The 15,442-nt window shown below is 62.2% G+C and carries 18 protein-coding genes and 3 tRNA genes; 2 read left to right on the forward strand and 19 right to left on the reverse strand.

Annotated elements, in window-relative coordinates; all coding sequences use genetic code 11:
* Positions 1-15 precede the first annotated feature (15 nt).
* From HNP00_RS19645 to HNP00_RS19660, 4 genes are all read right to left on the reverse strand, one after another.
* A complete protein-coding gene (locus HNP00_RS19645; protein ID WP_184741399.1) occupies positions 16-273 on the reverse strand; it encodes a hypothetical protein in 258 nt (85 codons plus the stop codon).
* On the reverse strand, positions 270-1,151 hold the full coding sequence (locus HNP00_RS19650; RefSeq protein ID WP_184741400.1) for a carbohydrate ABC transporter permease: 882 nt from the start codon (positions 1,149-1,151) through the stop codon (positions 270-272). The genes HNP00_RS19645 and HNP00_RS19650 overlap by 4 nt, the downstream gene beginning before the upstream one ends.
* 1 nt (position 1,152) lies before the next feature.
* On the reverse strand, positions 1,153-2,160 hold the full coding sequence (locus HNP00_RS19655) for a carbohydrate ABC transporter permease (protein WP_184741401.1): 1,008 nt from the start codon (positions 2,158-2,160) through the stop codon (positions 1,153-1,155).
* A 74-nt stretch (positions 2,161-2,234) separates the two neighbouring features.
* Positions 2,235-3,515, reverse strand: a complete 1,281-nt coding sequence (locus HNP00_RS19660; RefSeq protein WP_184741402.1) for an ABC transporter substrate-binding protein — start codon at positions 3,513-3,515, stop codon at positions 2,235-2,237.
* Positions 3,516-3,753: 238 nt separating this feature from the next.
* On the opposite strand from HNP00_RS19660, the gene HNP00_RS19665 reads away from it, so the two are divergent.
* Positions 3,754-5,547: a glycoside hydrolase family 13 protein gene (locus HNP00_RS19665; protein WP_184741435.1), complete on the forward strand. Its 1,794-nt coding sequence runs from the start codon at positions 3,754-3,756 to the stop codon at positions 5,545-5,547.
* Positions 5,548-5,669: 122 nt separating this feature from the next.
* On the opposite strand, the gene HNP00_RS19670 is transcribed toward HNP00_RS19665, so the two are convergent.
* The 14 genes from HNP00_RS19670 to HNP00_RS19735 form a co-directional block, all read right to left on the reverse strand.
* Positions 5,670-5,975 (reverse strand): hypothetical protein, encoded by a 306-nt coding sequence (locus tag HNP00_RS19670; RefSeq protein WP_184741403.1) that lies wholly within the window; start codon positions 5,973-5,975, stop codon positions 5,670-5,672.
* Between the two features lie 203 nt (positions 5,976-6,178).
* A complete protein-coding gene (locus HNP00_RS19675; RefSeq protein WP_184741404.1) occupies positions 6,179-6,790 on the reverse strand; it encodes a hypothetical protein in 612 nt (203 codons plus the stop codon).
* The gene (locus HNP00_RS19680) at positions 6,787-7,473 is read right to left on the reverse strand and encodes a DUF6286 domain-containing protein (RefSeq protein ID WP_221451663.1); all 687 of its coding nucleotides are present in this window, start codon (positions 7,471-7,473) and stop codon (positions 6,787-6,789) included. The genes HNP00_RS19675 and HNP00_RS19680 overlap by 4 nt, the downstream gene beginning before the upstream one ends.
* The gene (locus tag HNP00_RS19685; RefSeq protein ID WP_184741405.1) at positions 7,470-7,853 is read right to left on the reverse strand and encodes a hypothetical protein; all 384 of its coding nucleotides are present in this window, start codon (positions 7,851-7,853) and stop codon (positions 7,470-7,472) included. Before HNP00_RS19685 ends, HNP00_RS19680 begins: the two co-directional genes overlap by 4 nt.
* Positions 7,850-8,041 carry a DUF2273 domain-containing protein gene (locus tag HNP00_RS19690; protein ID WP_184741406.1) on the reverse strand — a complete coding sequence of 64 codons (192 nt, stop codon included), beginning with the start codon at positions 8,039-8,041 and terminating at the stop codon, positions 7,850-7,852. The genes HNP00_RS19685 and HNP00_RS19690 overlap by 4 nt, the downstream gene beginning before the upstream one ends.
* Positions 8,038-8,439 (reverse strand): Asp23/Gls24 family envelope stress response protein, encoded by a 402-nt coding sequence (locus HNP00_RS19695; RefSeq protein ID WP_184741437.1) that lies wholly within the window; start codon positions 8,437-8,439, stop codon positions 8,038-8,040. The genes HNP00_RS19690 and HNP00_RS19695 overlap by 4 nt, the downstream gene beginning before the upstream one ends.
* Positions 8,440-8,606: 167 nt before the next feature.
* Complete coding sequence (locus HNP00_RS19700) at positions 8,607-9,107, reverse strand: hypothetical protein (protein ID WP_184741407.1); 501 nt, start codon at positions 9,105-9,107, stop codon at positions 8,607-8,609.
* A 234-nt stretch (positions 9,108-9,341) separates the two neighbouring features.
* Positions 9,342-9,533 (reverse strand): hypothetical protein, encoded by a 192-nt coding sequence (locus tag HNP00_RS19705; protein WP_184741408.1) that lies wholly within the window; start codon positions 9,531-9,533, stop codon positions 9,342-9,344.
* A gap of 276 nt (positions 9,534-9,809) precedes the next feature.
* Positions 9,810-10,433, reverse strand: a complete 624-nt coding sequence (locus HNP00_RS19710) for a hypothetical protein (RefSeq protein WP_184741409.1) — start codon at positions 10,431-10,433, stop codon at positions 9,810-9,812.
* Between the two features lie 249 nt (positions 10,434-10,682).
* Positions 10,683-11,213 carry a hypothetical protein gene (locus HNP00_RS19715; protein WP_184741410.1) on the reverse strand — a complete coding sequence of 177 codons (531 nt, stop codon included), beginning with the start codon at positions 11,211-11,213 and terminating at the stop codon, positions 10,683-10,685.
* Positions 11,210-11,698, reverse strand: coding sequence for a hypothetical protein (locus tag HNP00_RS19720; RefSeq protein WP_184741411.1), 489 nt, complete (start codon positions 11,696-11,698; stop codon positions 11,210-11,212). The genes HNP00_RS19715 and HNP00_RS19720 overlap by 4 nt, the downstream gene beginning before the upstream one ends.
* 1,189 nt (positions 11,699-12,887) lie before the next feature.
* Positions 12,888-12,963, reverse strand: a tRNA-Phe gene (locus HNP00_RS19725).
* A 50-nt stretch (positions 12,964-13,013) separates the two neighbouring features.
* A tRNA-Asp gene (locus tag HNP00_RS19730) sits at positions 13,014-13,087 on the reverse strand.
* Between the two features lie 84 nt (positions 13,088-13,171).
* Positions 13,172-13,244, reverse strand: a tRNA-Glu gene (locus tag HNP00_RS19735).
* A gap of 276 nt (positions 13,245-13,520) precedes the next feature.
* Here HNP00_RS19735 and HNP00_RS19740 point away from each other — a divergent pair.
* On the forward strand, positions 13,521-14,429 hold the full coding sequence (locus HNP00_RS19740) for a DMT family transporter (protein WP_184741412.1): 909 nt from the start codon (positions 13,521-13,523) through the stop codon (positions 14,427-14,429).
* 63 nt (positions 14,430-14,492) lie between these two features.
* On the opposite strand, the gene HNP00_RS19745 is transcribed toward HNP00_RS19740, so the two are convergent.
* Positions 14,493-15,416: a carbohydrate kinase gene (locus tag HNP00_RS19745; protein WP_184741413.1), complete on the reverse strand. Its 924-nt coding sequence runs from the start codon at positions 15,414-15,416 to the stop codon at positions 14,493-14,495.
* Between the last annotated feature and the right edge of the window lie 26 nt (positions 15,417-15,442).

A 15,442-nucleotide genomic window follows, 5' to 3' on the forward strand; every position in this document is an offset into this window, starting at 1 on the left:
ATTTCGGATCGCCGCTTAGTTGAGGCGCCTCGATGTTCGTGCGGGGAGCCGACGGCGAAGACGGAGCACCCCCCACATAGCCAGCAGTATTGCCAGCAGACCCATGGCCCAGCCCAATGCAGGCTGGGCCGTGAGCTCCGCACTGAGGGTCACGACCAACAGGACGAGGGCCCAAAAGCCAAGGAGCCCGAGGACGATATCCAGGTCCTCACCCGAGCGGACCCTTCGCAGTTCGGGATGGTGCGCGTCGCTGCCGCGCGCTCCCCCGCTCATTTGACGGCGCCCGCAGTCAGGCCGGCCACAATCTTGCGCTGGAACACCAACACAAGGATCACGAGCGGAATGGTAACGATGGTGCCCGCGGCCATGACGGCAGTGTACGGCTCCTGGTGCGGCTGCGCCCCTGCAAAGTAGGCGATCGCAACAGTGACCGGGCGAGTTGCGTCCGAGGATAGCTGGCTTGCGATGAGGAACTCGTTCCATGCCCCGATGAAGGCCAGGATCGCGGTGGTGAAGGTTGCGGGCGCGGCGAGCGGCAGGATGATCTTCCTGAAGGCCTGGCCCTGCGTGCACCCGTCGATACGGGCGGATTCTTCGAGCTCCCACGGCATCTCACGGAAGAACGACGTCAGCGTGTAGACCGTGAGCGGCAAGGTGAACGAGATATCCGGGATGATCATCGCCTGGTACGAGCCCATCCAGCCGATGTTGGTGAACAGCTGGAACAACGGGGTGACGAGCGCGACGCCCGGGAACATGGACGCCCCGAGGATGAAACCCATGACGGCGAACTTGAACCGGAAGTTCAGGCGTGCCAGGGCGTAGGCGGCGAACACGCCCACTACGAGGGCGACGATCGTGGTGGCTCCCGCCACGATGAGGCTGTTGAGCAGGTTCCGACCGAAGTGGTTGCCGAGGCTCTCGTCGAAGACCGTCGCGAAGTTGTCCCACGTGACGTGTGTCGGCCAGAAGGTCGAATCGAAGGTGAACGCCGTGTCGCGGAAGGCTGTCACGATCATCCAGTACGCGGGGACCAGGCACCAAACGAGGATGACAGCTGCGGAGACATAGGTACGGAGCTGCGACCAGTCGAAGGTCTTACGGCGATCTGGCACGGTTGCAGCGCGCGGAAGCGTGGCGGTGGCGGCCATGTTACTTCCTTCCCGAGGAGGTGGCCGCGCCCACGGCGTTGGCGCCGAGGAAGCGGACGAAGATGAACGCGACGAGGAAGATCACGATGAAGGTGATGGTCGAGAGCGCTGCAGCGCTGTTGAACCCTTCGCGGATCTGGTCGACGACGAGAATCGAGAGCGTCGTCGTGTTGTTGGCGCCCTGGGTCATGATGTACGGCAGGTCGAACATACGAAGCGCGTCCAGCGTGCGGAACAGGATCGCGACCATGAGTGCCGGTTTGACGAGCGGCAACGTGATCTGCGTGAAGCGCTGCCATGCGCTTGCGCCGTCGACCTTCGCGGCCTCGTAGACTTCATCCGGAATGAGCTGGAGGCCGGCGAGGATGAGAAGTGCCATGAACGGCGTCGTCTTCCAGACGTCCGAGATGACCACCGCCCATTTGGCAGGCCATTCCGACCCCGTCCAGAGGATCTGGGTACCGAACAGCTTGTTCGCGATGCCGTCGAACGCGAAGATGAAGAACCAGAGCTTGGCCGTGACGGCCGTGGGGATAGCCCATGGGACGAGAACGGCGGCGCGGACTGCGCTTCGCCCGCGGAAGGATCGCGTCATGATGATCGCCATCCAGAATCCCAGGACAGTTTCGAGGGCCACAGTTACGACCGTGAAGAAGAAGGTGGTGCCCATCGCGTTCCAGAACTGGGACCCGAGGGTTCCTGGCGGGCAGGATTGCCCATTGCACTGCTGGAACAGCCAGTGCATGTAGTTCTCGAATCCAGCGGGGCCGCCCTGCTCGAAGAACCCGGTGGCCGGATTGAGGCCCGCGTCCTTCTGGAAGGACATGATGATGGCGTTGACCACTGGGTAGATGATGACGACGGCCAGCAGGACGAGCGTCGGGACCAGCAAGACGGAGGCCCAGCGACCTTGTGTCACCTGTTTCCGGTCCGCGCTCTCGCGGCCGGGCATATGGTGGGTCTGAGCTGGTGCCCCGGCTGTGGTGCGCTCCGGGAGTTTCGTAGACATGGAGTCTCTCCTGTTCAGGGGGCCGATGGTCCGGGGGGCGGTTCCGCCGCCCGGACCATCGGCTCACAACTTGGCTACTTGGCAGCTTCGATGGCCGACTGCATGTCTGCCACTGCCTGGTCGACCGTCTTCTCCCCCTTGAGGGCGGCATAAGCGTTATCCTCCACCGCCTTCGTCACGGCCGGGTAGAACGGCGTGACCGGGCGGGGGACGGCGTTCTCGATCGACGTCTTGAGGACGGGCAGGTAGGCGAGCTTCGACGTCAGGCTCGGGTCCGTGTACAAGCTGCCCAGGACAGGAGCCAGAGAGCCCTGTGTCGCGTAGAACTTCTCGGTTTCCTCACTCGTCATGAACTTCATGAAGTCCAGCGCCGTGGCCTTGTTCTTGGAGTAAACGCTCATCGCCAGGTTGTGACCGCCGAGGGACGAGGCGCCCGGGCCGGACTTGCCGGGAAGCGGGGCGATGCCGAACTTGTCGGCTACCTTCGAGGAACCGTCGGTCTTGCCTGCGATGTTGTAGACATACGGCCAGTTGCGGAGGAACAGGAGCTTTCCGTCCTGGAAGGCGGTCCGGCTGTCTTCCTCTTTGTAGGTGATGGCCTCCTGCGGGATGTTGCCGTTCTTGAACGCCTCTACGAGCTTGCCGAGACCTGCCTTCGCCTCGGCCGAGTTGACCGCCGCTTTGCCGGAGTCGTCTACGATCTTGCCGCCCCATGAGTTGATCGCCTCAGAGGCGTTGACCGTCAGGCCCTCGTACTTCTGGAACTGGCCCGCGTAGCAACCCATGTTGTTCTGCTTCGCGATCGAGCACATGCTCATCATTTCGTCCCAGGTCTTGGGCGGCGTGGGGACGAGATCCTTGCGGTAGTACAGCAGGCCGCCGTCGGAGGTCTGCGGCGCCGCGTAAAGGGTGCCGCCGTACGTGGCCGTCTTGACGGTCGCGGGGAGCATGGCCGAGGTGTCGAATGCTGTCTTGTCCTTGAGCGGCTGCAGCCAGCCCTTCGCCGCGAACTCCGCTGTCCAGATGACATCGACGTCGACGACGTCGTAGTTCGCATCCTTCCCTTGGAAGTGCTGCACGAGGTCGTCGTGCTGCTGGTCGGCTGCGTCGGACTGCTCCTTGAAAGTGACCTTCTGGTCCGGGTGCGCAGCGTTCCATTTATCGACGAGCGGGCGCACAACGTTGCTGTTGTCCTTGCCCTGCACGTAAGTAATGGGTCCGCGGCCGTCGAGGTTTGCTGCGGCATCTCCGCCGCTTGAGGCTGTGCTGCCGCCACCGCCGCCACCACAGGCGGACAGGGAGAGGGCGAGCACGCCGGCAACAGCCGCCGGCAAAAGGTACTTGCGTGTGTTCATGCTGGGAACTCCTCAGTGAGTGGACCAGGTATTTCCGCAGTGCGGTTGATGTGGTGAGCCTCACACTAGTAAGCTTCCTGCTGGTAATGCAAGCGTTTACACAAAAAATGTCATCGAGAGGAATCCAGTGCCGCGCTCCCCGATCCCAACCCCCGGTTCCAGCATTTCAGCATGGTGGGCAAGCGCCGTCGTCTACCAGATCTATCCCCGTTCCTTCGCCGACGCCAACGGCGACGGGATGGGCGATCTTGCCGGAATCACGGCGAAACTGCCGTACTTGCAGGAGTTGGGTGTGGACGCCGTCTGGCTCTCCCCGTTCTACAAATCCCCACAGGCTGATGCCGGATACGACGTCGCGGACTACCGGGCCGTCGACCCCCTCTTCGGCACTTTGGCTGACTTTGACGCGATGCTGGACAAGGCGCACGGCCTGGGGATCAAGGTGATCGTCGACCTGGTCCCCAACCACACCTCGGATGAGCATGCCTGGTTCCGCGAGGCCCTCGCCGCCGCTCCAGGCTCCCCCGAACGCGAGCGCTACATGTTCCACCCCGGCAGGGACTCCAAGCCGGGCTCCGGGGACGGGGCCTTGGCCCCGAACAATTGGAGATCCATCTTCGGCGGCCCCGCGTGGACGCGCCTGACGAACGACGACGGCACTCCCGGCCAGTGGTACCTGCACCTTTTCGACACGAAGCAGCCGGACCTCAACTGGGAGAACCCGGAAGTCCACGAAGAGATGCGCTCGGTACTACGCTTCTGGCTGGACCGAGGAGTTGACGGCTTCCGGGTGGATGTTGCCCACGGACTTGTCAAGGAAGCAGGACTGCCGGACTGGGACGGCGCTGCCGCCATGGTCGAAGGTGGGTTATCCGCACCCGGCGCCCACAGCGAGGCCCTCGAACCGCACACGGCCCATCCCCACGCCGTTGATGGAAAAGCGACTGCCGGGAACATCGCGGGTACGGTGGCCACCGCCGTCGAACACAAGGTCAAGCCGCCGCTGGACCCGCCGTCGCCCTTCTTCGACCAGGACGGCGTCCACGACATCTACCGGGAATGGCACGAAGTCCTCTCAGAGTACGACGGCGACCGCATGCTGGTTGCCGAGGCTTGGGTTGAGCCTGCTGAACGGTTGGCCCGGTACATCCGCAAGGACGAGATGCAGCAGGCCTTCAACTTCGATTTCCTGCTGGCCGGCTGGGACGCAGAGCGCATGGCGGAGGCAATCGAATCGTCGCTGGACGCCGCGGGATCCGTTGAAGCGCCCTCCACCTGGGTCCTGAGCAACCACGACACCGTCCGTCACCCCAGCCGCTTCGGCCTGGCAGACCCCACTACCTTCCCCAAGGGAATCGCGGCGGAAGACGAACAGCCCGACGCCACCCTTGGCCTGGCACGGGCACGCGCCGCTTCCATGGTGTCCCTTGCCCTGCCCGGCTCGGCCTACCTGTACCAGGGTGAGGAACTTGGCCTGCCAGAGCACACGTCCTTGCCAGCCGAGGCGCGCCAAGACCCCACGTTCTTCCGCACCAAGGGTGTGGAGCGCGGCCGCGATGGGTGCCGGGTGCCGTTACCTTGGAGGTCCGCCGAGCCGGGCTTCGGATTTTCGGAAGCGGCCTCGGCGGATGCGCCAACGGACGGCGACATGCCTGCGGGGATCGCCGGCAAAGCGCCTGCGGCCAGCACCAGCAAAGCGCCTGCGACGTGGCTGCCCCAGCCTGAATCGTTCGGCGAGCTTGCCGCGGACCTCCAGGCCGGCGTCGACGGTTCCACCCTTGAGCTATACCGCTCGATTCTGTCGTTCCGCAAGGCCCACCGCCTGGGATCAGGCACGTTCAGGTGGGCGGAGGAGCACGATCCGGCCAACGGAGTCCTTGCCTTCCACAATCGGGACGTGTTGGTGGTGGTCAACATGGGCACCACGGCCCTCGCAGCACCGGCGGGCTTCCAGGTTGGCCTCTCCAGTGACGGCGGATCAGGTGGGACTTCGATTCTCCCGAATAGCGGGGCGTACCTCTTGGCGCAGTAAGGGCCGCCCTTCCTGACCTTCTTTCGCGCAAAAACGGGGCCGACGCGCAGAGTTTGCTGCGTGTCGGCCCCGCTCGATGGGCAAAAAGGGTCAGGAAGGCGCCACTGTCGCGGAGTCGGAGCCTACTTGCCCCCCTTGAAAAAGCCGGCGATCTTGGAGCCCAAGCCCTTGACGTTTTCGGCTACGTCTCCGGCGATCTCCTTTGCGTTCTCGGCTACGTCACCCGCGAGTTCCTTGGCATTCTCAGCCACGTCACCCGAGAAGAATTCCTTGACGTTCTCTGCGGCGTCGCCAGCTAACTCCTTCGCGTTCTCTGCGGCGTCGCCAGCGAACTCCTTCGCGTTCCCGACGGCGTCGCCAGCAACATGCTTCGCGTGCTCCGCGGCGGCCTCGGCGGTCTTCTTGATGTCGTTAACTTCTTCGCTCATGGTGTTCTCCTTGTTCCTGGTCCAGAATGTTCTGGACCATCGGCTTGACTCAGACCCAGGGTCCGGTGCCGGCCGGGCAAGCCCAACCAAAGGGAAGAGTTCCCCCTTCACCCTTCAAACTATGGCCCCGTGCTCAGCTCTGCAACACAAAACGCCCGGGTAGGAACATTGCGGCGCGGTTAACATTGGCCTCGCCTCCGGGCCTAACGGACGCGCTCCGCCTTGCTAAACCTGGCCCGCGCTCCGGCCCCAATATGAATCAACACGGGGGTCCTGCGTCCGACCACCACATCCAGCGCCTCCACGAGGCGGGAAACGTCCGCGGCTAGGGTACGTGGGGATACGCCTTGACGGGGCTGGACCCGGATCTTGAGGCCGGGACGGCCCTTGACCTCATAGGTTGCCACCGTAACGCCCGCAAGATCCGGACGATCGGCGAGCGCCGCCTTCAGTGCTTGCTCAGCCAAATTCCCGCCGATGCGAACATCGCCAGGGGTCCGGCGATCGTCGTATTCCGACACGATGAGATTGGCGCGGCCTTTGCCTTGCTGCGATACCCAAGCCACCATCAGCACGATCAGCACGATCAGCACCACTAGCGCGGCAACCCAGAGCCAACTTTCCTCACGGCCTGGAATCCGGGTCTGCTCCGAGAGGAACTTGGCGTGCTCCCAGATTCCTGCGGACCACCTTTGCCACCAATGCCTCACCGCAGGAACAGTGGCGAGCAGCACCAGGAATATGCCGATCAGCATCAGCTTCAGTCCAAGAATTCCGATCAGGATGCGGTTGAGGACGTGCGGAGTACCATTCATGCGCCGATCACCCCGGAGGTAGTCACGTTGACGCGGACAGCCGGCATAGGCGAAGGCGCCATCTTCTGAAGTTCATCTTCGACGGCGGCAATGATCCGTTCCTCGTGTATGGGCACACCCGAGGTGGGCCGGACGTTGACTACCACCTGACGCTGCGAAACAACCACCATGACTTGCTCCTGGGTGACGTTCGCCGCTGTCCGGGCGGCCCTGGCGAGCGCTGAAGCAATGACCTCGTCATCCACCACCACTCCGGCGCGGGGATCCTCAAGCAAGTGCCGGGACTTCCGGCCGGGCAGAACGGCATTCAAGAAGAAAATCAATCCCACCATGGCTACGACGCCGCCGAGGGAGCCGAGAAGCAACGGCGAAATACCTTCGGGCAGGGCTATGAGACGTTCAGCGGCCGTCTGCGGATCAATGAGCCACGGTGGTTGGCCAATGGCGCGCAAGGCGGATTCGAGGAGTGCATAGACGCAGGCCCCGATAACAAGAACTGCGGCGAGCCCGGACATTCCCGCACGAGAGGACCGCGTCTCGCGTTTGAGGATGCGCCGGAGTCCGGCGTCGATCGGATCGCCGCCCTCTGCGGTCCCCGGCTCCTGGCTGCCGGGGTGCTGGCCGTCGGGCACTTGGATTTCGCCCGGATGCCCCTGGCCGTGCGGGGTCTGCACGTGGCTCATCGGACACGCACTCCTTCACTGATGCGTGCGCCACTGATCCGGATATCGACGCGGCTCAGGGTGGAACCGCTGAGCTCGGTGACGCGTTCAAGGATGGCCGTCTTGGCAGCCACAGCGCGGTCCCAAACCGAGCCGCCGAATCCCTCAATCCGTTGGGGATCCCCGAGGACCTCCGTCAGCGAGGGCACGCGGATCGGGGCGGCCACCGAGAGCGCCAGAAGGCCGTCGTCGTCTGACCAATCGGCTCGGACATCCTGCGGCGAGACACCCAGTGCCTCCGCAGCGGCGGCCTGCGCCAAAGTAGTGAGGGCCTGGGTGCTGATCCGGTTGTGGCCGGCCATCGTGATGGCGGGCTGCACCGCCTCAGCCATGGAGCTCATGACGATGAGCGCCGGCCGGTGAGCGCGTCCAGCACGCTGCGCAGGTCAAGCTTTCCGTCTGCCGCGCGGCCCAGAAGCGCGCCGATGCCCATGAACAGAAGGGCAATGACAAAACCCCATAGCCCGAATTGGAAAGCCATGAACGCCACGAAGGCGCCGATCCCGATCCCGACAATGGTCATGTTCACTGGAGTGGCTCCCTTTCCGATGATGCGCTCTTTGTTCCGGCTTTAACAGTTGGGGCAACGTAGACGTCGTTGATCTCGACGTTGACCTCAATGACTTCCAGTCCCACCAACGATTCGACCGCCTTGTAGACGGCCGCCCGGACCTGGTTGGCGACATCATGCAAAGGGTACCCATAGACGGCCACGAGGTTGATGTCCACGGCTACCTGGGTTTCGCCGACCTCGGCGCGGACGCCCGCAGCATGGTCCTGGCTACCGACGGCATCGCGGATGGCACCGAGGGCGCGTGACGGGGCGGAGCCGAGGGAGTAAACACCCGCAACCGCCCTCGCGGCAATGCCGGCAACCTTGGCGACAGCGGAATCCGAGATCACTGTGCGGCCACTTCCTGCCACCATTTGCCGGTCCTCCGAAACCGGAGCCCCAATGGCTTCCGGTTCAGGCGAGGTAAAGCTTTCCTGCTGTTCCATATAGCCTCCCTTCTGTTGAGTACCACCCTAGCGCTTGCCTGTGACAAGGCGGAGACAAAGGGGAATACAAAGAGGAAGACGGCAGCTCAGGCCTATTACTTGCAGTTCTTGTTGACCCAGTCCTCGATCGGCTTGGAGAGTGCCTCGAACTCACCAGTCCCGTACTTGCTGTAGTCACTGCCGGCTGAATCGATGAAGGCCTTGAGCTTTGCGAAATGCGGCTTCAGTTCGTCCGGAACCTTGCCCTGCATCTTGGCCAGCTCGTCCTGGGCCTTCTTGACGTCATCGGGGTTGCCGCCGGCCAAGCTCGCTAACGGTAGGAGGGAAATGCTGAGCCATGTGGCACTGACGGAAACGCAGGCTTCGTTCATCGAACCGAAAGCGCCGTACAAGCCATCCGTGCTGCTGGGTCCAGCGCTCGGCTCGCTGCTTTGTGTGGGCGTAGGAGCAGCTGACGACTGTTGCTTGCCCTGGGCTGATTGGGTCTTCTGGGCTGATTGGGTGCCTTGGGCTGTTGGCAATTGGAATGCACAGCCACTCAAGGCCAAGGTTGAGGCCACCAAAGTGGCAAGCAGCAGCCGCGGCATGTTCTTCATTTTTTCTCCCCATTTTTTCGCGCGTAAGACGTGCCAATGTGGAAAGAATATGCCCCGGAGACTTGAGTGAATAGGGCCGGGCTTCTGGATCATTCCCCGACAGCCCAGGCCGTCCTGACCTTCTTTGGATTGGGAAACCGTTTGCGACACGGCGAGTCGCGTCATTCACAGGCTCCCGCGCTGCAAACAGGGTCAGGACGGACATCGCGCGCCCGGGCCGGCAACCTCAGTCGGCTACTGGCTGCGCGCATTTCTGCGGCGAACGGCGGCCGCATACCACACGCGAAGCAGCGCGCCTGCTCCGACGGCAAGGAAGGCGTAAAGCAGTCCTTCGTACGTCGTTCTAGTAATCGGGACCAAAAGGAACCACGTTACGGCGACGATAACCGTAACCCCGACCAAATAGATGATTCTGTCCCTAGACATAAGTGCTCCTCAGCTCGGCTGTTATCTGCACTGCACACCATTGTATTCAAAAGGATTCCATCCGATAGCTGGATAGACACCCCAAAACGACAACCCGACGCAGTTGCCATGGTTGTCCGCGGTGATCGCCGTCCACGCGATCGCGCCCGAGGCTAGTCCGCAGGCCGCAATGGCTACCGACCCGCCTACGCCACATGCCGCCGTCGCACCGCCAAGCGCGGCGATTCCTCCCGTAGCGATGTCATGCGTTTCTCGCTTGTCAAAATACACTGAACATCAGCCGAACCCACAGCCGTATTGGGGATCTGCCACCACAGGGAACGCAGCCCCTTTGGTATCAACATGCTGAGTGATTACGTTCCCGGAAACCGAGTAGCTTGTCCGCAAACTATCGCCATTGGCATCCTTTGCCCAAGGCGCGAGGATCGTATTTACAAAGCTCCCCGTGGAATCTGAAACTGTCACGCCGCCGCGATTGTCCGGAGTCAGCTTCAATCCTTCGTCAGAGGAGCCAATAGTGAACTGGTAGTCAGACGGCGCGGATGCGTCTTTTATGACGATATAGCTGACGTTCCTATTGTCTCTGGTTCCCGTGACGAATCCATAGGATGTCGACCTTGCGACTTCAACACGGACGGAGGCCGCCGTGATCCGCTTGGTTGAGCCGGGTGACACAGGCGAAATGTCAAGCGAGCGGATAGTCGACACGCGCGCTCCGCTCACCTGGGGCGGAGGGGTCACTGTTTTTACCTGAAGTTGAGAGTCGAGGAGACCGCCGCGTTCCTGAACAACTTTCAGCGGGTCAAACATATCTTCCGCCCGAGACGGTGCTGCTACGAGGAATGCCGAAGTGATACAAATTGTTGCCGCCAGGCCGATTCCGATGAGACTGCGTTTCATGATTCCCCTAATCAATGAACTGTATATGTCAGCCTGGACTACCAGGTGGGCCAGACGATACAGGAGGCATTGGCTTAAAACAATCCGGATAACCGGTTTTATTTAAGGAGCTGGCCTGATGACGGGCCCAAACATGAGAGGCTCCGGATTCATGTCCGAAGCCTTCCCATGCCTGGCGTGAGGCCTAGAGGCCCATCGTGGCGGCCGCGAAATCGCATGCGTTTTTCCCTGCGCCCACTTGCAGCATTTCTACCGCTTGTTGTCATTCCTGCTAGTCAGCGCTTCCTGTTTGCCCCGCAGCACGCCGTGTATCAGCACTGACCGTGCCAAGGCCACGACGTCCATGAGAACGGCGGCGAACGTGATTGACAATGCATAGAAGCCGATGCCGCTCACCCAGTCGGGGACGGTGGCCGGCAACGACCTAAATAGGACGACGCCAAGGATCAGCGCGACCTGCACGCCGATGGCCATCAGAAATGGTTGAAGAAACCCCTTCACTCCGGAAGGTATCGCGTTCAGAAGAGACACGTAACCCGGGGAGAAGAACGCCACCAGCAACGCAAATGCGGCAAACACAACTCCAAGCAGTGCCGATGTTATCGACAAGAAATCGCCGGCCAACCCTATCCGTGCTTCCCTGTTGCCCCACACCATCTGTATCGTCGCAACCCCGGCACCGATGAGGACACCCACAAGTATCTCGGCCGAGAGGAGTTCTCTCAGTCTCAGCCCACTGACTGCGGCCCAGAACCCGTGCTCTCTCCGAAATTTGCTCATGGCAGTCTCTCGCTCCGTCCTCGCCTTGCAGCCTCAAGTGTTGCCATTTGAGCATCCTGCCACGTGGGGCCGACCGAATGTGCCGTCTCTCGCGCCACTGCCGAGTTCTGACTGAACCGGATCTTCTTGTTGTTCAGGTAGCCGAAAGCCGTTATGAAGGCCCACGAGCGCACCGCGGCCGACTTGAGTTTGCGGAACTCTGTGTCGTTGTTGAGCCCGTCCTTATCAAGACCGATGCGTGAGTCTTTTGCCTTCACTTCTTCAGCGATGTATTCCGCGTTCAAGGCGTCCAAGCGGTCGGACAGGATCTCAAGATCGTCAGCCTTGTCAGGGTTGGGCCGCTTGAAAACAAATTTCACTTTCACGACTCGATCCACGGAGTTCACCCACCGGTCGAATTCCTCCTCAGCGAGGATAGGGTCCACCGACCAGTCTGTCCCGGAAACACCACTCAAACGTTCGCCTTGATTCAGAAGCTCCGTCAAGACTGCCGCGGCCGTGCCCTCTTTGATCTCCGGATGCCGCATTACGGCAACAACCCGGCCATCACGAAGGAATGCAAACGGCGTCACGACCGAGTGATCGGTCGGCCGGACTTCCTGGTCCCAGGACTTGTCCTCGTCGTTCCAGCCAAACTCAGTCTTACTGCCAGCGCTCTGAGCTCCCAACCGGCCAGTGAACCATTCGTCGTTGGGTCCAGAATCAAGGTTCCCCACCCTCCATAGCCGCTTGTGCCGCCGTCCTAGCTCGGCAGAATCGGAAAGGGCCAGAACGGCCCGAGCATGTTTCGCGACGTCTTCATGCATCTGATCATCAAAGAGCCGATGGGCTCCCTCTCCGGCTAGGGGCCGTCGATTGATCCGCAGCAGGTAACATCTACGTCCTTACCGGCAAACCACAGGTTCACGCTCTTTTCCTCAGTACCGATATCTCCATCCCCCAACTTTTCCGCTGTAGCCTGCGCCCCACTCTAAGACAGGGTGGCGTAACCTAGGTGCCTGCGGCTCACCCTCTAGCTTGCGGCGTAAGCCGGGATCCGGCTTACGCCAGCGTAAGTGGGAAGATTCGCTTCACCGGAGCCCCCTTTTCGAATCCCAGAAGACTACTACCACCTGACGGCGTAGCCAATTTGGAGCCACCCTTCAGAGAAAAAGGCGGCGATTTCTCAGGAATTGCCACGGATTGAACGACTGGGCCACGACTGCCCAGGCATCGAAAGACCCCCGGAATTTCGCGGATTCCGGCGGTGCTATCTGGGAGCGGTGGATGCCCGATCTCTCGATCTAATCCGGATCTCAACAGCTACCATTCAGGCGGAGAGGGCTAAGCAGCTGAGCGGTCTTGCTGGCACCCAGCAAGACCGCTCAGCATTTGGAGTTCCCCGACCGGAGATGGCTGAACCGCTATCAGTCATTGGTGTACGCAGATAGGAGCCGCCATCTCGTCCAAGAGTACGTAGCCTTCCGATTGGGTATTACGTGGAGCCACTTCCTCTCGGAGCTCACTTGTCGCGGATCTCCTCCCGGTCGGTCGCAGCCTAACCGGTTCGTTTTCCACCAAAGGGAACACCAAAGGCCCGTCCCGGAACTTGACTGATTTCGGACTGAATCGTCGCCCCCGCAATGAAAAAACCCCGCAATTCCCATATAAACACGGGAATTGCGGGGTTCTAGCTGGTGGCTCCGACCGGCGTCGATCCGGTGACCTTTCGATTTTCAGTCGAACGCTCTACCAACTGAGCTACAGAGCCTTAGGTGACAATGTCACCATGATTGCCGGAATTTCTTCCGGCAATCAGAGCGACCCTGACGGGACTTGAACCCGCGACCTCCGCCGTGACAGGGCGGCGCGCTAACCAACTGCGCTACAGGGCCTTGCTTGTTTGCAGCATCTCTACCGCTTTTTTCAAGGCTTCCAGCCTACCAGACTTTTCAGGCCGGCTTGACCAGTTCCTTGCGTACCCCCAACGGGATTCGAACCCGTGCCGCCGCCGTGAAAGGGCGGTGTCCTAGGCCGCTAGACGATGGGGGCCTGGAACAATCCGAATTCGCGGCAGACAACAACGCTATGTGTTTTCCGCTTCTCGCTCGTCCGAACTGGACTCTAAAACTTTAGAGCATAGTCAGGGATATTCCCAAATCGCGCGCTGCGGAACGCGAACGAGGCTCAAACGGAGGACGCAACCTGGACTCAGACCAAGGCCTCAACCGAGCGTTCAAATCCGCGCGGTCAGAGTTGGCGGTTTCTTGTTGGAAGACGTCCGAATTCCGCCAGTCCGTCCTGTCCTTGGCGGACTAGATTGGCATCATGGCCACAAGCACCCCAACCTCACCGGCGACCACCAGCTCCCGGACCATCAGCAAGCTCGGCATCGCTGCCGTCGTCGTCACCGTTGTCCTCTGGGCGTCCGCCTTCGTAGGCATCCGCGCCGTGGGACCAAGCTTCTCCCCCGGCTCCTTGACGCTCGGGCGGCTGGCAGTTGCCGCCGTCGCGCTCGGCATTGTCGCCCTGCCCAGGCTCAAGCGCTGGCCGAAGGGCCGCGAATGGTGGCCCATCCTGTCCTACGGCGTTATGTGGTTCGCGGGTTACAACCTGGCCCTGAACGCTGCCGAGCACATGCTGGACGCCGGAACCAGCGCCATGCTCATCAACGTCTCGCCTATCCTGATCGCCGTCCTCGCCGGCGTCATCTTGAAAGAGGGCTTTCCGCGCTGGCTGATCATCGGCAGCCTCGTGGCGTTCGGCGGGGTTGCGCTGATAGCCCTCGGATCGGGACAGCACTCGACGGCGGACGTCGCCGGAGTGCTGTTGTGCCTCCTCGCCGCTGTGCTCGCCGCGGTGAGCGTGATTGTCCAGAAGCCAGTGTTGCGCACGTTCTCGGCTGCGCAAGCCACGTGGTTCGGCATCATGGTGGGCGCCGTGTGCTGCCTCCCGTGGGCCGGACAGCTGGTGGCTGAAGTCCAGGCCGCGCCACTTCCGGCCACGCTTGGCCTGGTGTACTTGGGAATCTTCCCCACGGCCATCGCTTTCACCACCTGGGCTTACGCGCTGTCCCTCATCGAGGCCGGAAAGCTCGCCGCCACGACGTACCTGGTTCCGGGCACCACCATCTTGATTTCGTGGGCACTGCTCAAGGAGATCCCCACCATCTGGGGGCTGGTGGGCGGTGTGATCTGCCTCGTCGGCGTCGGGCTGACGCGTCGACGGTCCCGCTAGGGCCACCTGCGCCGCGCCGGCGCAAAGGCGCGCCCGCGGCGCCGCCGTCGAGGGGACCCGGCCCTACCTCGCCATCCCGGCGAGAAGCTCACGGTGCGTGGGCGGGTTTGCTCCAGGGCGCCCGACCGTAATGGACGCGGCCATGGACGCGGTCTGGCCGATACGCTCGAGCACCGTGGGCGCAAGCCCCTGGCTCCCGCGCAGCAGCAGTCCGAGGATCAGTGCTGACATGTAGGAATCGCCGGCGCCGATGGTGTCCGCCACCACCGAGGTTACAGCCGGAACCAACAGCTGGGTGTGCGGCGTCGCCATGAGGGAGCCTTCCGCCCCTCGCGTGACCACGGCGAGCCCTGCGCCGAGGTCCAGGATGTGCTTGGCAGTCTCCTCCAGGGATTTTCCCGGGTAGAGCCAGAATGCGTCCTCGTCGCTGAGTTTCACCACGCTGGTCAGCGGTACGAGCTCCTCGAAAATGCGGAGCGCCTCGCCGTGGCTGCCCAGGAGATCGGCGCGGATGTTGGGGTCGTACGTGACGATGCACCCGCCCTGGGCCTGTTCCAGGAGGGTCCTGACGACGCCGGCGCCGGGTTCGAGGAACGTGGCGATCGAGCCCGTGTGGAGCACCTTCGGGGCGTATGGGAGGGCGGCGGGAGCCAGCTTCCACTCGATGTCGAACGTGTACTCGGCCGAACCGTCCGCGGCGATCTCCGCCGTCGCCGTCGCGGTTTTCTCAAGCGATTGCGATCCCGGCAGGACAACCACACCGGCGCTTGCCAGGTGAGCCGCAATGGACTCACCGCGGGAGTCGCGCCCGACGGCGGTCAGCAGCCCGGCTTTCACGTCGAGCCGCCAGAGGCCGTAGGCGACGTTTGCCGGCGAGCCGCCGGGGTATTCGGTCTGCCCTTCGGACGAGTTGACGATGTCGATGAGCGCTTCGCCGACCACGACGACGTCAAGCGGCTCTGGCGCGAGGGGCGCGAAGTGGTTCATGCGGTTCCTGTTCCTTGGTTGGGGAG

Source organism: Arthrobacter sp. AZCC_0090 (assembly GCF_014207375.1).
Classification (GTDB): domain Bacteria; phylum Actinomycetota; class Actinomycetes; order Actinomycetales; family Micrococcaceae; genus Arthrobacter.

Coding starts and splice junctions, on each gene's coding strand:
- HNP00_RS19705 (WP_184741408.1), bottom strand. CDS start 9,533: ATGTCTAGGGACAGAATCATCTATTTGGTCGGGGTTACGGTTATCGTC.
- HNP00_RS19680 (WP_221451663.1), bottom strand. CDS start 7,473: ATGAGCCACGTGCAGACCCCGCACGGCCAGGGGCATCCGGGCGAAATC.
- HNP00_RS19675 (WP_184741404.1), bottom strand. CDS start 6,790: ATGAATGGTACTCCGCACGTCCTCAACCGCATCCTGATCGGAATTCTT.
- HNP00_RS19695 (WP_184741437.1), bottom strand. CDS start 8,439: ATGGTGGCAGGAAGTGGCCGCACAGTGATCTCGGATTCCGCTGTCGCC.
- HNP00_RS19655 (WP_184741401.1), bottom strand. CDS start 2,160: ATGTCTACGAAACTCCCGGAGCGCACCACAGCCGGGGCACCAGCTCAG.
- HNP00_RS19710 (WP_184741409.1), bottom strand. CDS start 10,433: ATGAAACGCAGTCTCATCGGAATCGGCCTGGCGGCAACAATTTGTATC.
- HNP00_RS19745 (WP_184741413.1), bottom strand. CDS start 15,416: ATGAACCACTTCGCGCCCCTCGCGCCAGAGCCGCTTGACGTCGTCGTG.
- HNP00_RS19740 (WP_184741412.1), top strand. CDS start 13,521: ATGGCCACAAGCACCCCAACCTCACCGGCGACCACCAGCTCCCGGACC.
- HNP00_RS19685 (WP_184741405.1), bottom strand. CDS start 7,853: ATGAGCTCCATGGCTGAGGCGGTGCAGCCCGCCATCACGATGGCCGGC.
- HNP00_RS19650 (WP_184741400.1), bottom strand. CDS start 1,151: ATGGCCGCCACCGCCACGCTTCCGCGCGCTGCAACCGTGCCAGATCGC.
- HNP00_RS19645 (WP_184741399.1), bottom strand. CDS start 273: ATGAGCGGGGGAGCGCGCGGCAGCGACGCGCACCATCCCGAACTGCGA.
- HNP00_RS19700 (WP_184741407.1), bottom strand. CDS start 9,107: ATGAAGAACATGCCGCGGCTGCTGCTTGCCACTTTGGTGGCCTCAACC.
- HNP00_RS19670 (WP_184741403.1), bottom strand. CDS start 5,975: ATGAGCGAAGAAGTTAACGACATCAAGAAGACCGCCGAGGCCGCCGCG.
- HNP00_RS19665 (WP_184741435.1), top strand. CDS start 3,754: ATGGGCGATCTTGCCGGAATCACGGCGAAACTGCCGTACTTGCAGGAG.
- HNP00_RS19715 (WP_184741410.1), bottom strand. CDS start 11,213: ATGAGCAAATTTCGGAGAGAGCACGGGTTCTGGGCCGCAGTCAGTGGG.
- HNP00_RS19660 (WP_184741402.1), bottom strand. CDS start 3,515: ATGAACACACGCAAGTACCTTTTGCCGGCGGCTGTTGCCGGCGTGCTC.